Genomic DNA, 15,100 nt, shown 5'->3' on the forward strand with positions numbered 1-15,100 from the left:
TATCGAATTGACTATGAAGTCACTCAGTTACATTTGAGACTCTAAATTTGTTTGCATCCCTACCGAAGTAGTTCTGCTGTTAGAACTCAACCTGTACGAGTGCCCACACAGATGATTGCTTTATATTGTTAAAGAACGTTTATGAGACTTTCTCGTCTCAAGGGCTGTGCATTCTACGCAAACCGTTATTTTTGTCAACACTTAATTTTGAGAAAAGTTACTTTTTTAAGAAACGTTTCAAAACTCAGCTTTACTTGACACACTGATTTGCTCTTGCCTCGCTAAGCGTTGCTGTCTGCCGTCTCAGTGGGGTCGCATTATAGGGATGCAGCGAATTAACGCAAGCACTTTTTCAAGAAAACTTAAAAAAAACTGCCTTTTGAGCCCTTTTTAATCTAAACACCACAAAAGCGAAACTTTATTAACGCCTCAGTAACTTTTCAGCCGTATTTAAGGCCATAAAAGTACAATGCTCTAAAATCAAAAAAGCCCTGCAATACTGCTGGGCTTTTAAAAAGTTCGCGTTTTTAGCTGTTAAGCAATGCCGTATTGATCACGGTATGCTTTTACTGCGGCTAAATGCTCATCCATTGTGCCTTTGGCTTCTAGGTAACTAATTAAGTCAGCTAATTTTACAATAGAGATAACTTTAGTACCAAAGTCGCGCTCGACTTCTTGAATAGCAGATAACTCAGCTTTACCTTTCTCTTGGCGGTCAAGTGCAATTAAAACACCACTTAAATCTGCACCGTTATCAGCAATTATTTCCATTGACTCACGAATAGCTGTACCCGCAGTGATCACGTCATCAACTAACATGATCTTACCTTTAAGTTCAGAACCTACTAATGTACCGCCTTCACCGTGTGCTTTTTTCTCTTTACGGTTAAAACAGTAAGGTACATCTTTGTCATGATGATCAGCTAACGCAACTGCTGTCGTCGTTGCAATCGGGATACCTTTATAAGCAGGGCCAAATAATACATCGTAATCAATACCTGCATCTTCAAGTGCTGCCGCATAAAAGCGACCTAAACGTGCTAGGTCACGACCTGTATTAAATAAACCAGCGTTAAAGAAGTAAGGGCTAGTGCGGCCAGACTTTAAAGTAAACTCACCAAACTTAAGCACCTGCTTTTCGAGTGCAAATTCAATAAACTCTTTTTGATAATCTTTCATAACGAATCAACCTACTTCTTTATTATGCTAATGCTTGCTTTTGAACGTCGATAATCTCACGGATTGAGTGCTTAGCTAATGTAAGTAACTCATCTAGTTCATCGAATGAGAAAGGTTCGCCTTCAGCTGTACCTTGAATTTCGATGATTTTGCCTGTTTCAGTCAAGATCACGTTCATGTCTGTTTCTGCTTCAGAGTCTTCTAGGTACTCAAGGTCACTAATTGGTTGACCTTTATATACACCTACTGAGATTGCCGCAATCATATGCTTAAGCGGGTTTGAATTGATCATACCTTTACTACGCATATAAGTAAGCGCATCAACTAAAGCAACACATGCACCACTGATTGATGCTGTACGCGTACCGCCATCAGCTTGAATAACATCACAATCGATAGTAATGGTGTTTTCGCCTAACGCTTTTAAGTCAACCGCGGCACGAAGTGCACGTGCGATTAAGCGTTGAATTTCCATAGTACGACCGCCCTGCTTACCGCGCGATGCTTCACGACCATTACGAGTATGTGTTGAACGAGGTAACATACCGTACTCAGCCGTAACCCAACCTTTACCTTGGCCTTTCATAAAGCGCGGTACACCAGCTTCAACAGTCGCTGTACACAAAACTTTAGTATTTCCAAACTCTACTAACACTGAGCCTTCAGCATGCATAGTGTAATTGCGTGTAAATGTAACTGGTCTAATTTGGTTAGGTGTTCTTTCGCTTGGACGCATTAACGATCCCCTTAATTCAGAATTTGCCACATTATAAGTATATATACGAACAGATGCCATGTTGATTTACACGATTAACTGCAACAGAAAAGAACATTTCAGAAAATTTACGCTAGAGGTTAAAAACTGATGCGGTATAATCAGTCAACTTTGTAAACAAATAACACTAGGAAATCATCCATGATCCACAGCATGACAGCTTATGCGCGCCGCGAAATTAAAGGCGAATGGGGCACTGGCACTTGGGAAATTCGTTCAGTAAACCAACGTTACCTTGAAACTTTTATCCGCGCACCTGAGCAATTCCGTGGCATGGAGCCTGTTATTCGTGAGCGTTTACGCAAAAACTTACAACGCGGTAAAGTTGAAGTTTTCTTAAAATTTGCAGCAAACCCTGCCCATGTTGGTGAGCTTAGTATTAATGAATCACTCGCTGAGCAGCTAATAAAAAGCGCACAATGGGTGCAGCAACAAAGCAATGGTGACATCAACCCTGTTGATATTTTACGTTGGCCAGGAGTTATGGAAGCTGAAGAGCTCGACATGGATAGCGTAAATAAAGATTTAATTGCGGGGTTCGATGATGTAATTGAAGATTTCAAACAAGCTCGCGGCGATGAAGGCACAAACTTGCAAGAAATGATAGCTACTCGCCTTGATGCAATTTTAGAACAAGTAGCCATTGTGGAAAGCCACTTACCAGAAATCGCTAAATGGCAGCGCGAAAAATTAAACCAAAAGCTAGAAGAACTAAAAACCGACATTGACGAATCTCGCCTTGAACAAGAGCTAATTTACCTAGCACAAAAACAAGATGTAGCCGAAGAACTCGACCGCTTAAAGTCGCATGTTAAAGAAACCAAAAAAATCCTAACTAAAGGCGGCGCATGTGGTCGACGCCTAGATTTCATGATGCAAGAGTTTAACCGTGAAGCAAACACGTTAGCATCAAAGTCTATCAACAGTGACATCACTAACGCTGCGGTAGAGCTAAAAGTGTTAATCGAGCAAATGCGTGAGCAAATTCAGAATATTGAATAGTTCATCATAAGTCGTCATTTCACCCCATATGCCTTATGTACTGTGGGGTGAGTGTGATTTCATATTGGGTCATATCCCGTCAAATACCCCCACCTTTATCACAGTAAATGGTACTGTCTCTGGTACTGAGAAGGTACTGTAATCAACCGTTCTCCATTCGCTTCAACATCAGGAGAATAAAGGATGTTAAGCGAAACCAAAATAAAAAAGTTGCTCCGAGAAGGTACTGTTACAAGTGGTATTAGTGACAAAAGTGGACTTTATCTGCTCATTACCAAATCTGGATATGCCAGTTTTCATTTCCGGTATAACTTCAACGGAGTGCAAAATAAATTTTCATTAGGGCAATATCCAGAAGAATGACTTGAATACGCGGGAGAATGACTAAACTAAAATAGAAAGGAGTTTTACGAAACTCAACGACTGCATATTTGTTGCCTTTAGTGCTGCACAAACTTTAACGATAGACAGTTGCTACCGGAGTTTTTAAATACACTGTAAGTTCAACTCTTACGACCTCAGTGAACAGTTCTCTGTTAACGAATAATTGTTAAATATTTTACAGGTAGTTGAAGGATAAGAGTTTTGATAGCCAAGTCATTTAATATGATTTTTAAAATATGCGCCGAGTCCAATCGGCGGTAATCATTCGTCCATGAATTTTAGATTTGAGTAAATTGAAACGTTAGTGTGCGAGTCGTTCCAACGACTCGGGATAGTTTAGTTTTGCTGTATTTTGTTTGGCAAGGACAGGGTCATTAGTGACTTTTGATCGCTGAGTGTGGCCGCATCCATGCGACCAGATAGGTTACATTAAATGATTTTTTAGTATCTGTTCTTTTTGCTGATCAATCGTATCTAAATCGCTTTCTATTTTTGCTATTGCTTTCTCTAAGCTTTCAGCTTTTTCAATGATGGATTTTTGAATATCAATAGGTGGTAAAGGTACATTAATATCGGACAGCATCGTCTGATTAACACTCTTAATGTTTGCTCCTTTAGGGTCTTTTGTTAGTTTTTCTCTGATTGATTCGGTTCTCAAACAATAGCATAAATATTTCGAGTTAATTCTTTTCGAGTTGGAGCGAATTCTAATTGTAAAGCCTGAATATGAGGTTACCTCTTTAATGTTATCAATGAAAACAAAACGTCCAACAAGATTAGCTGAACCATTTGACCTTACAACTAAAATATCATTTGGCTGAAGTTTATAACTATCTTGAAGGGTCCCATCAATTCTTACTTTCACTAGCTTATTCAGGTCAGGCGAAAAGTCTTCAAGAAAATCTTTTACGCCAACAATTGTGACTAAATCTCCTGTACTTTTTTCACTATAATTTAGTCCATTCTTAAAATCAGCAATTTTGCTTAATTTCACAGAACTATAGTCTATAGCAGAAAATAACTCATTAAGGTTATCATTCAGAACTTGTAACTTCTCTCTATTCTTTTTCTCATCAGCTTCTACAGCCTCAATAGAATTTACTATCTTTTCTAGCTTATCTCGCGGTGGTAAAGGAAACTTATGTTCTCTTACAGCAGTCAAGTTAATTGATGGATAATCAGACTTCTCTGAAAAGTTTGATGTTTTATAGAGTTTTAAGTAATTAAAAAGGTATTTTTGCTTAATTACATCAGGCTGATATATACAGGCCAAATGATTAACAACGTAACATTCAGACGGTAGCAAAGCTATATTATTTGTGTTGACAGATTGACCACTTTTAGGAAAAACAATAGAGTTTTTTGGAAATTTTTTAAGTTTTAACGAATCTATTGCTTTTTTAGATAATTGGTCAACGTGAGAAAGTTCAATGTATCCTTCAGAATCTGTATAATTTACGTGACTTGCTCTAATAAAATAATCACTTGAAGAGTCAACAAAATAACTCTTATCCTGAGGCGCATTAGTTCCAGAATCAACATTAAACTCTGTCTCTATTCTTTTAAAGTCCCACTTACTTTGAATCTTAACTGACTTTTTTACACCGAGAGAAACTCCTTTATTAAAATCAACTTTCTTGAAGTCCATTAGATCAATTAAGTCTATATTTTGGACGTTATTTTCCAAGCTTTTATCAATATTAAGATTTTCACCCAAAAATGCCTTATAAATATAACTATTAGCTTTTTGTTGATTAAAGTGTTTTTCGTCATCAAATAATTTGGTTGTTAATTTCCCGCTTTCGTCACGATACATTTTTAAGCCTTCGTGACCTCTCCTGTTACTGAACTCGTATCCAATAAAGTCCTTTTCTGCTTGCTTGTCACCAACTTTTATCACCACAACCTTCTGTAGTTGAGTTAGAAGAAAGTAGAGCATCTTGTCTTGCTCTCTGCAGAATACACTCTCGTAAAAAAGTTTATCCAATTCGGCGTTTTGTTCTGCTTTTGTTTTGTCTGTAAAAGACTTCTTTTTCTTTAGATTCTTAATCTCAGTTAAACCATTGAACCAAGCATTGTAATCGCTGAACAGCTCTGTCTTACAAATAGCTTCATTAGGCTCTTTGTTTATAAAAGTGATGTAATCTTGTAAGGAAATGTCTTCAAAAACTTCACCCACATATTTGCTGAAGGCTTTTTCGATACCTATCACAGTAGCTTCTTTGGGATTGCTAAAAAATTGATTAATAGCAGCTTCAATTTTTTTCCAATCGTTATTAGCTCTGCGCTCCAAAAAGAGTGTTACTGTATTCGTGCCTGTGGCCATAAAAGTATTAGAACCAAACTCGGCAATAGCCTTGATATTAAAGTATTTAAGAATAATTTCTCTAGCATCCACATAAATACCAGAGTTGCTTAAAATAGAGCTTGGCAAAATGACGCCTGCCCAGCCGCCTGGCCTCAAAAGCTGTTTAGTTCTCTCAATAAATAAACACTCAATTTCTGAGCTGTCATCTGTAATGCGGTTGAAAAGCTCAAATGACTCTTCACCATTTTTTAGTGTGTTTTTGAAAGCTGAAACTGAATAGGGAGGGTTAGCTATCAATACATCAAACATACCGTTGTCTTTGTTATTGTCTCTGCAAACCTTTTTTAATTTGCCTTTATAGTCGGTACTTTTCTGAAAGTGGTCTAAACCATCAGCGTGAATCACATTCGCTAAACCATCACCATTAAGGAAGCAACTTACCTTTGCTGTTTTAACCAAACGATAGTCTGCCTCAATGCCGTATACATAATCGTAAGCCCAATCAAAGGGGTTGATCTTCCAACTGCTCAAATTTCGACTTACAGAAGGTCGCTGCTTACTTTCATCAATCTCATTGATAATATTTTGTACTTCGTCCATTGATTCTGTAAGGAAGTGCCCGCTTCCAGCAGCATAATCAATTATATATGGTAAAAATTGGGTTTCGTCACTTTCAATCTTCTGTTTGATAAGTTCACGGAGAGGTAAAGATGATATAATGAATTTAGCAATTGGAACTGGCGTAAAAAACTGTCCAGCCTCCTGTTTAATGCCTGTACTTAAAAGCAATTCAAAGAAGTCCCCCAAAAATTGCTGCTTATGACCGTACCTCAACTGATAAGGCTGTAATAGCTCGACAACTTCTCTGACAACAACCGCATTTTCTTCAAAAGACTTTTCATCGAAAACTTCTTTGAATGCAAATTCATTATTTTTATGCAGCCTAACACGAGTGAACATTTCTCTAATTTGGTCACGAACATCAGCATCTAGAGCATAAAGCTTTTCTTCAACTTGCTCATCATTGTAATCTGTTACTTCTTTTGTCAGATACTCTTTCATCCCTTGTTTGTAGAGATCTGATAAACGCTTCTGCAACTCTTCATTACTATCACTTTCCAGCCATTGAAATTTTAGTTCTTCGTCATCAGTACGGTTTTCATCCACTATTTTACAGAGAAAAAGATTAAAGATTTTATTGAAAGCATTGGGCTTATCGGAAACTACGTTGTGTCTAAGAATCTCAGCAAATTGATTATAAATTCTACCGCTATCTTCCTCTGTTAGCTCTTTTAGCCTTCCTCTAGTTAGAGCTTTAATTTCAATGTCGTAGGCATGCGCCCAATCTTCAAAAATTCCGTTGTCTTTAAAGTTTTTATTCCAATGATCAAAAACTTCTTTTTGGTTATCCAACTCTTTCCAAGCAGCATCTACATCGACAATTTCATTAACATATTTAATGACTTCGCCATCTAATTGTGAAGCATATAAGCATAAGTACTGGGCAGCTTTGTCTTGTTGAAAATACGAAAATAGCTGGCCACCATCTTTTTGCATTTTTCGCTTTTCTTTCTCAAACTCTTCGCCCCAAGTTTTACATTCGATCATAAGATAAGCTTTATCGTCTTTATCCAAAACGAGGATATCCAGCTTGCCTTTTTCTTTACGCCCCATTGGCCATTTGTGCTCTAAAGATAACTTATCAGGGGCGTACCCTTTTTCAATAATCCTATTGATCGCTTCTAAAACAACGAAGTTTTCACTACTTTCAAAGTTACTAGTAGTCTGATCACCAACTTTTATTTTTGTGCCGTAATCAATTTTTTCTTTTTTAAAATCAACCTTAATTACGTAGTTGTCATGTTCAAGATAATTTTTGAAATGAATATCGTCGGAGCCTTCTTGTGGCTTAAACCCCAAAAGAGATACTAGTTTTTGAATGTCTTTTTTTGTTATTTTCATATTCTTACTGCTTACGACATCTGGTAGTTATGTCAATCGTTCCATCGTTAAATTTATGCAGTAAGTTTATCAATCCTCATTAGTAATGTCTGTATACCTTGGTCACTTTAGTACGGTACAAGTGAAGAAAAGCAGCCAACTTGGCTGCTTTAGCTATGAAATACTATAAGAATGTGTGGCAGATAATTTTCAGCAGCACCTGCCAGACTACCCCACCCGATATTAGTGAGTTATCAACAGTTGTCGAACATCAGCAAGGCTTAGGGACAACAAACTGTATGGGTTTATCATGCTCAATTTTTTTAACGCTAACGCTTAAAACACAGTGTTTGATAGTACACTTTCAAGTAAAGAGAAGATTGACAGAAATAACCGCTTCTTTTATCGTGAACATTGAATACTAACTTGCGAATGGAGTCGGCACGGTAAGCCGATTTGGTACTGAGCGTGGTACTGGGGTTGAGTTGGTGAAATCATTATGTAACTGACTTATATAGAAAAGTAAGTCCCTATTCCTGTCTGAATTGCAGAATATAGAATAGAAGATCATTAATCTTTACACAGTGTTATAAACCTTCATTTACCGTCATGTAACTATCAAATAGGGTCATGACGGTAACTCCAAACCTTCTAGAACCTTTGTAAACTTTCAGTTTCCTTCAATTTTAAAAATCGAAATACAAGTCATTTGGCGAGTCAGCCATTTTCCACTTTGCTAACCCATGTTCTAGTCGCTTAATTCGAAAAGTTTAGAATTGATTTTCTAATACTCGAAAAGTCGATATTAGTCTACGAGCTTTTAAAAACATGACTGAAACTTTCTTGTCAGGCCTTAGCCTTTAACCTTTAAATTGAGCGATACTAAACAAATGGGTCTAATAAGTCTTCGTCAAACACTAAACCTTTGAGGTTGTTACTTTGGATAATATTTTTAAACTCATCAGTACAATAAACTTTTTGAGCGCCTTCCAGCTTAGACTTAAATAATAACTTATTTTGTATATTATCTTGCTCAAAGGTAAGTAACTCTAAACCGTCTTCAAAGCCATCTTCGTATTTGGTTAAACACATGTCTTTTTGCTCTTGTCCGAAGGTAAGCAAATTGAATAACACCATACTATCGCCTTCTGCTTTAACAGGCAGAAACTCTCCAAAATTTGCTAAGCGCTCTTTTAATAACTCATATACTGGCATCTTCATTATTAAAAAATGACCTAAGCGCGATATGTCATAGTCTTGCTTTTTAGCTTTACCAAAATACTCAAAGTTTAACCCCTCGGGCCATAGGTGACTAAATTCGATATTATTTAGCGAGGATGACATAAACATTTTTAATACAGTATCTGTATCAAGGTCGTTATTTTTTGAAATTGTTTCTGAGAGCTCAACAATATCAAGGTCGATCACGTCGTATGTGTAAGCTTCGTTTTTAATTTGATATACAGTCACTATAAAGCCTTCCAGTTTTCATCTTTTGGTGCAAGTAAACCTGCAGGCACAGTACCTGTTTTTATTTAACTTTAACAGTTACCCATTTTTATCAATTCAAGTGGAGATCTGAGTGATCACTAAACTACCTTATTAAACTTTAAAATATGAGTATATGAACGTTAAGGAGAAGAAACGTGTTTGAAAACTTCGCTTTATACTAAGTAATCGTCGTCGATTCATCGCATTATCAGATGTACTGAAAGCTAAAGCCAGTAAAAACAAATTTAAAATGGCATTGTTTTATTCAACGAGAGCTAGAGATATTTGGGAAGCTATACATAAGATAACGTATATAAATAAATGGAATTACTATACATGTTATGTAGGTTATGTATAATTTTCTGAATAATTTATACATAACAACACTGGCATGTATAAAAAAGGATAAAAATTATCTATGTCTACTAATATTAAGCTTTTACCGCTTGTAAATATTGAGCAATGGGAAACCCGTGCTGTTTTAAAAAAAGCCGCCACCGCCCATCGACATCTAGCTGAATTGAAAGGCATCGCAGCTAGCATACCTAACGAAGCTATATTGATTAATACGCTCTCTTTACAAGAAGCAAAAGACAGTTCTGAAGTAGAAAACATCGTAACTACACACGATGAACTCTATAAAGCAAACCTTTTTGAAGAAGCGGTGACTAACCCCGCTACAAAAGAAGTACAAGATTATGCCGTCGCTTTAAAGCAAGGGTTCGAAACCGCGCGTAAAAGCAAACTTATTCGTCTTGATGATATACTCGCAATACAAAAAAACCTAGAACATAACAATGCGGGTCTACGAAAGCTACCTGGTACTGACCTAAAAAATGCACGTACTGGTGAAGTGGTTTACACCCCCCCACAACACGCCGATGAAATTACAAAGCTGATGGATAACCTTGTGCAGTTTATCAATAACGATGAACTATGCGATGCTGACCCATTGGTGAAAATGGCCATTATTCATCACCAGTTTGAGAGCATTCACCCGTTTTACGATGGCAACGGCCGTACGGGGCGTATTTTAAATATTTTATATTTAGTCACCAAAGATTTACTGAATTTACCCGTGCTTTACTTAAGCCGATTTGTAATTCAGAACAAGGCTGATTACTACGCTAACTTACAGGCCGTGCGCGACACTGGCAATTGGGAGCCTTGGTTAGAGTTTATGCTTGATGGTGTCATTGATACTGCACAAAACACTATTTCACTTATCACCGCCATGAAAACCCTTATGGCAGAAGTAAAACACGGTATTAGAGAGCAGCTTCCTAAAATTTACAGCCAAGATTTACTCAACAACCTATTTAACCACCCCTACACCAAAATAGACTTTATTGTTGAAGAACTCGGTGTAACTCGTATTACCGCCACCAAGTATTTAGAACAGTTGGTAGATCATGGCTTTTTGACCAAACAAAAAGTAGGCCGTGCTAATTACTACATTAACGAGCCCTTGTGCACCTTACTAATCGCACACGGTTAGGCCTCTATTACTAATTTTGAGAGCATCATGCCTAATAACAACATCGTACATTAGCAAAGTTCAATACTGAGCGAGAAATAAAAACAAAGAAAAAACACGAACTAAAAAAGTTAAATAGTAAAGTCGTAAAAGTAGGCACTTACTATGGTGATACTTAGTTTTTGTCTTAGACACAGAACTAAAAAACCAACTACCTTATATTTAGGGTGGCGGTAATAAAACAGGTAAATAACAATGGCAATCAGTGAATTTGAAATTAAACACATTGAGAAGGTAGTAGGCGAAGCACTCGAGAAACACCGCCCACCTGTGAATGTTCGTAATGAATTTGACATTGGTTTTCGCATCGAAAATCAGTCGGTGTATATCTATGAACGTCACCAAAACTGGCGTGATAAAACTCAATATATCGACACTGAGAATGCCAAGTTGACATGGGTGAAGACTCAAAAGCAGTGGAAAATTTTTTGGATGAAGCGCGACTTAAAATGGCACGGCTACGACCCTACCCCAGTAGCTAAAAATATAGAGTCAGCTATGCAGGTTGTAATGAGTGACCAATATGGCTGCTTCTGGGGTTAGCTCACCGGCAACTTTCTTTTAAATTTATAAAGCTTACAGTCGCGAGTATTTGATAGTCACCTCAAAAACGATTACCAAATACTCACTTTCTTATCTACTTCTATCCATTTAGGGTAATTTCATTTCAAAGTTTGCTTATTTAGATTAGAAGCACCCATTTTACGGTTCAAGGCTTTTAACTATGTCACTTTTAGACAAACCAATTGGTGAACTTGCAGCGACTATTCCTGGTGCCACGCGTTTATTTGATGAAAATAAGCTAGATTATTGCTTTAACGGGCAACAAACTCTAAGGCAGACTTTAAAGAGTATCAACTTTGACCATGACTCATTTTTATCACAGCTTGATGCATTAGATCTGCAAAAAGAGTTGGCTAATCATTTAATGTGGGGTGCTCAACCTACAGCTTCACTTATTACGCACATTATTGACAATTTTCACGAAAAACATAGGCAACAGTTTCCTGAATTAATTCAGCTCATAAAGAAGATTACGCTCAATCATTCTGATCACCCAGAACTTCCAAAAGAACTGGAATCACACCTTGTTTCGATGGAGTTTGAGCTTCAAGAACATATGATGAAAGAAGAAGAAATTCTATTCCCACTGCTTATGAACGGCTTTTATCCTGCGGGGCCTATTTCAGTTATGGAGGCTGAACATTTAGAGCATGCTAAAGCATTAGAGAAACTCGCTGATATTACACATCAGTTCACACCGCCTGATGGGGTATGTAGCTCGTGGCAAGCGTTGTATGTTGGTGTAGAGCAACTTTATTATGACTTAAAAGAGCATATACACTTAGAAAACAATATTTTATTTATCGAACAATAAAGCTCCTCAGCAATAAGCGCTTCAATTGAAGCGCTTTAATTTATGCCGACTTTCTGTTTGCGACGCTATTTTTAGTTCGATGATAATGCCTTAAAGTATGCTCCTTACGGCGTCCTTGGCTAAAGGCCGATACTCTTTTTAAATAACCAATCACTCGTGTCCCATAATCAATATCGATTGATCCACAATTTGAACAACGTTGATTCGAGCGCTTATCTATGTGTTCACAGTCATTACAAATTGTGATGCGTACGTTAATGCAGAAATAATTACACCCCGTTTTAGCGGCAATATTCAATAACTTTAAGTATTGATGCACATCTAAGTGCTCATCTAAGTTTAAATGCAGTGCTGAGCCACCGTCCAGATACTCCACCATTTCACTACCATGTAGAATAAACTTATCGAGATGATTAATCGTTTCATCTTCTACAATATAAAAATAGCTGTTATAACAATCACGTGGAACTTCATAACCCTCTTTTAAATCCCACTTCGCATTTTTAACACCTAAGTTCTCAGCAGGAACAAACTCTGTATTAAATAAGTATCCGGTTTCCTTTGTTGCAGCTCGATTAGCTTGATAAATAATTTTAAGTTGCTCCTTAACCCAGCTTTTATATGCATCGCCTGTATTTATTTGTAATCCTAAATATTGGGCTGCTTCAACTAAACCATTAATGCCCACTGTTAAAAACTGTTTTTTGAACGAGATAAATCCTGCATCATAAACTGGCAACATCCCTGCTTGAAAATACTCTTCCATTAAAGTTCTATAAGCTATTTGATACTTATGAATTTTCTCGACTTCTGCTTTTAAGTCACGATTATCCTGAACTAAACGATTCATATTTAAAGTGATGACATTGATTGAGCCTGTAGCAACCCCGCCCGCTCCAAGGCTATATGAAAAACTGTGATCATTAATTTCATTTCTGAGTCTGCAGCAAGATGCTAAAGAGTCAGGGTTTTCAGATTGATATATAAAGAATGACCCACCTTCACTCAGATTTTTTGCACACATTAACGCAAACTCTTTATCTTTAGGTGCTTCATTTTCTACAAGCATTGCAGCTGTAACAACGGGGAATGTTAAAATAGCTTTACTGCGCTCATCATTAAACCAGTCCAAGAAGAACTGTTGTAAGCCTTTTACGGTCGGCCAGTTAGCAGGCGTTGCATCTGGAAAGACAAAATGACCAAACATTGCATTAAAGTACTCAACATCGTACAAAGAGATGTTCCAAAATACACTTTGATAACCTCTTGCTGCAGCAGGTTGGTTTAGTGCATAAACCACATGTTGAAGATGATTTTTAATAGCGTGTGGGTGAGTCGTTAAGTAATTATCGCCATAATCCTTTCGGGCAAAATAATCGAAATACATTAAGAACTCGACCGTGGCAACTGCCCCTGCAAATTGTGCACTAATAGCAAAAACCAAATTAACAAAGCTACCGCAGAATGATTCTAAATGCTTAGGAGCTTTTGACTCTCCACCTAGTTTAGTTAAGCCATCCAGCAAAAAAGGATACATAGTAATTGATGTGCAATATGGCTTTAAGCTAGTTTCATCGTGAACATAGATTTCATGGTTTTCTATTTGCCTAATGTACTCTTGGCTCAACTGTTCGCCATAAAGCTCTTTTATTTTGCCAGCAACTTGTGAACGATTAACTTGAATAAAGTAGTCTTTCATAATTTCAGACTCCAGTGTTGCTACATTCTTTAATGTCACATTGGCGTTTGCATCCACTGTAGAGCCATCAGCAGCATTTGTTGCCTGCGTATAGTTTTGTATGAAATGCATTTTTTCTTTTAACTGTTCTAAGGTAAGTAAAGACATCTTGTTATCCTTTTAAAAATAATGAGTTAAGTAATCTTCCGCTAGCAACTTCAATATACTTTTGGTTAGTGGTACGACTTGCAAGCCCACCATACTCGGGAATATAAGGGCCTGTTTTTAAGTAAGTAAGCTCGGCTTTCAAGCTATGAGATACGTCGTCTAGCCCCGTATACAAGCAGGTTGCTAGCCCCTGTTGTTTAGCTATTTTTAAGTAACTAATTAAACAACGCTCTTGCCACTCACCACCGAAGAAAACAATGCATGTTATTAATTGTCTATAGCGTGCGATCCAAGCCTCAAAACGTGCCTTAGTTAAGTCTTCTCCTTGTTTTGGATCCCATGTATCAACACTGTGGCAACCACGGCATTTAAGAGGACAGCCCGTACAGATAAAACCAAGAGCCACCTCATTAGGCACTTCTTGAAAACAAATCTGTGGCTTTAGCACCTTAAACATAAAACACCATATATTGTGTTAAAAATAAAATCTTAATCAATATATAGTATTTGAGGTATTTAATGCCAATTCGTTTATTGATCTAAATCAATAAATCACACGGTCAATTTACACACAAAATAGGTAGTTATAATTTATTACTAAGCCTTGGTTTAACTCGAGCAAGAACTACCTACTAAGGAGGAGTTATCTTTAGCTATGGCTTTGTTAAAGTGCCCATAAATAAATGAACAGTGAGACAGGTATGACAACAAAAATTGGTATTTTAACCGTGAGTGATCGCGCTAGCCGCGGGCAATATGATGATTTATCAGGGCCAAGTATTGTTGAAGCATTAAATAGCTATCTAAGCTCGCCGTGGCAAGCTTGCTATCAACTTGTAGAAGATGAGCAACCTTTAATAGAAAATGCATTATGTAACCTTGCAGATAACGAAAAATGCGCTCTGATCATTACAACAGGTGGAACAGGTCCGGCAAAACGTGATGTGACCCCAGAAGCGACAGAAGCTGTATGTGACAAAATGATGCCAGGTTTTGGTGAGTTAATGCGCCTAGAAAGCTTAAAATACGTGCCAACGGCGATACTCTCTCGACAAACAGCGGGGATCAGAGACAGTTCGTTGATTATCAATTTACCGGGTAAGCCAAAAGCAATTCGTCAATGCCTTGATGCCGTTTTCCCAGCTATTCCCTATTGTATTGATTTACTTGAGGGGCCTTATTTGGAATGTGATGACTCTGTCATTCAGGTTTTTAGACCTAAGGGCTAAAACCACACTATATAAATGAGAAAAGCCAGC

Annotated in this window: 12 protein-coding genes; 6 read left to right on the plus strand and 6 right to left on the minus strand. The window is 37.4% G+C overall.

Features of this window, described 5'->3' with window-relative positions:
- Positions 1 to 534: 534 nt before the first annotated feature.
- Positions 535 to 1,179: an orotate phosphoribosyltransferase gene (gene pyrE / locus NYF15_RS17145; RefSeq protein ID WP_054554229.1), complete on the minus strand. Its 645-nt coding sequence runs from the start codon at positions 1,177 to 1,179 to the stop codon at positions 535 to 537.
- A gap of 22 nt (positions 1,180 to 1,201) precedes the next feature.
- Positions 1,202 to 1,915 (minus strand): ribonuclease PH, encoded by a 714-nt coding sequence (gene rph, locus NYF15_RS17150; protein ID WP_054554228.1) that lies wholly within the window; start codon positions 1,913 to 1,915, stop codon positions 1,202 to 1,204.
- A 180-nt stretch (positions 1,916 to 2,095) separates the two neighbouring features.
- Between rph and NYF15_RS17155 the strand changes: the two genes are divergently transcribed.
- Positions 2,096 to 2,956: a YicC/YloC family endoribonuclease gene (locus NYF15_RS17155; RefSeq protein ID WP_341803837.1), complete on the plus strand. Its 861-nt coding sequence runs from the start codon at positions 2,096 to 2,098 to the stop codon at positions 2,954 to 2,956.
- Positions 2,957 to 3,139: 183 nt separating this feature from the next.
- Positions 3,140 to 3,319, plus strand: coding sequence for an Arm DNA-binding domain-containing protein (locus NYF15_RS17160; protein ID WP_371354222.1), 180 nt, complete (start codon positions 3,140 to 3,142; stop codon positions 3,317 to 3,319).
- Positions 3,320 to 3,764: 445 nt separating this feature from the next.
- Here the strand turns inward: NYF15_RS17160 and NYF15_RS17165 are convergent, their stop codons facing one another.
- Positions 3,765 to 7,610, minus strand: coding sequence for an N-6 DNA methylase (locus NYF15_RS17165; protein ID WP_371354223.1), 3,846 nt, complete (start codon positions 7,608 to 7,610; stop codon positions 3,765 to 3,767).
- Between the two features lie 861 nt (positions 7,611 to 8,471).
- Entirely contained in the window at positions 8,472 to 9,059 is a 588-nt protein-coding gene (locus NYF15_RS17170; protein WP_371354224.1) for a hypothetical protein, read from the minus strand.
- Between the two features lie 439 nt (positions 9,060 to 9,498).
- Here NYF15_RS17170 and NYF15_RS17175 point away from each other — a divergent pair, with 439 nt between their 5' ends.
- The 3 genes from NYF15_RS17175 to NYF15_RS17185 all read left to right on the plus strand — a co-directional run bounded on the left by NYF15_RS17175 (position 9,499) and on the right by NYF15_RS17185 (position 11,995).
- A complete protein-coding gene (locus NYF15_RS17175) occupies positions 9,499 to 10,578 on the plus strand; it encodes a Fic family protein (RefSeq protein WP_237119689.1) in 1,080 nt (359 codons plus the stop codon).
- A 234-nt stretch (positions 10,579 to 10,812) separates the two neighbouring features.
- Positions 10,813 to 11,160: a DUF3024 domain-containing protein gene (locus NYF15_RS17180; RefSeq protein ID WP_371354225.1), complete on the plus strand. Its 348-nt coding sequence runs from the start codon at positions 10,813 to 10,815 to the stop codon at positions 11,158 to 11,160.
- 181 nt (positions 11,161 to 11,341) lie between these two features.
- Positions 11,342 to 11,995 carry a DUF542 domain-containing protein gene (locus tag NYF15_RS17185; protein WP_341803835.1) on the plus strand — a complete coding sequence of 218 codons (654 nt, stop codon included), beginning with the start codon at positions 11,342 to 11,344 and terminating at the stop codon, positions 11,993 to 11,995.
- A 40-nt stretch (positions 11,996 to 12,035) separates the two neighbouring features.
- Here the strand turns inward: NYF15_RS17185 and nrdD are convergent, their stop codons facing one another.
- Together nrdD and nrdG are read right to left on the minus strand one after the other, a co-directional pair.
- Positions 12,036 to 13,841 carry an anaerobic ribonucleoside-triphosphate reductase gene (gene nrdD / locus NYF15_RS17190; protein WP_371354226.1) on the minus strand — a complete coding sequence of 602 codons (1,806 nt, stop codon included), beginning with the start codon at positions 13,839 to 13,841 and terminating at the stop codon, positions 12,036 to 12,038.
- Between the two features lie 4 nt (positions 13,842 to 13,845).
- Positions 13,846 to 14,298 carry an anaerobic ribonucleoside-triphosphate reductase activating protein gene (gene nrdG / locus NYF15_RS17195; RefSeq protein WP_237119693.1) on the minus strand — a complete coding sequence of 151 codons (453 nt, stop codon included), beginning with the start codon at positions 14,296 to 14,298 and terminating at the stop codon, positions 13,846 to 13,848.
- Between the two features lie 244 nt (positions 14,299 to 14,542).
- On the opposite strand from nrdG, the gene mog reads away from it, so the two are divergent.
- Complete coding sequence (mog, locus tag NYF15_RS17200; RefSeq protein WP_062567444.1) at positions 14,543 to 15,070, plus strand: molybdopterin adenylyltransferase; 528 nt, start codon at positions 14,543 to 14,545, stop codon at positions 15,068 to 15,070.
- Positions 15,071 to 15,100 lie beyond the last annotated feature (30 nt).

It is taken from the genome of Pseudoalteromonas sp. 68 DY56-GL68 (assembly GCF_041414825.1).
Classification (GTDB): Bacteria; Pseudomonadota; Gammaproteobacteria; order Enterobacterales; family Alteromonadaceae; genus Pseudoalteromonas.

What these genes read in the sequence shown, in the direction of transcription:
- rph (WP_054554228.1), bottom strand. Translation starts at nt 1,915, where the DNA reads ATGCGTCCAAGCGAAAGAACACCTAACCAAATTAGACCAGTTACATTT.
- NYF15_RS17180 (WP_371354225.1), top strand. Translation starts at nt 10,813, where the DNA reads ATGGCAATCAGTGAATTTGAAATTAAACACATTGAGAAGGTAGTAGGC.
- nrdG (WP_237119693.1), bottom strand. Translation starts at nt 14,298, where the DNA reads ATGTTTAAGGTGCTAAAGCCACAGATTTGTTTTCAAGAAGTGCCTAAT.
- NYF15_RS17160 (WP_371354222.1), top strand. Translation starts at nt 3,140, where the DNA reads ATGTTAAGCGAAACCAAAATAAAAAAGTTGCTCCGAGAAGGTACTGTT.
- NYF15_RS17165 (WP_371354223.1), bottom strand. Translation starts at nt 7,610, where the DNA reads ATGAAAATAACAAAAAAAGACATTCAAAAACTAGTATCTCTTTTGGGG.
- pyrE (WP_054554229.1), bottom strand. Translation starts at nt 1,179, where the DNA reads ATGAAAGATTATCAAAAAGAGTTTATTGAATTTGCACTCGAAAAGCAG.
- NYF15_RS17155 (WP_341803837.1), top strand. Translation starts at nt 2,096, where the DNA reads ATGATCCACAGCATGACAGCTTATGCGCGCCGCGAAATTAAAGGCGAA.
- NYF15_RS17185 (WP_341803835.1), top strand. Translation starts at nt 11,342, where the DNA reads ATGTCACTTTTAGACAAACCAATTGGTGAACTTGCAGCGACTATTCCT.
- nrdD (WP_371354226.1), bottom strand. Translation starts at nt 13,841, where the DNA reads ATGTCTTTACTTACCTTAGAACAGTTAAAAGAAAAAATGCATTTCATA.
- NYF15_RS17175 (WP_237119689.1), top strand. Translation starts at nt 9,499, where the DNA reads ATGTCTACTAATATTAAGCTTTTACCGCTTGTAAATATTGAGCAATGG.
- mog (WP_062567444.1), top strand. Translation starts at nt 14,543, where the DNA reads ATGACAACAAAAATTGGTATTTTAACCGTGAGTGATCGCGCTAGCCGC.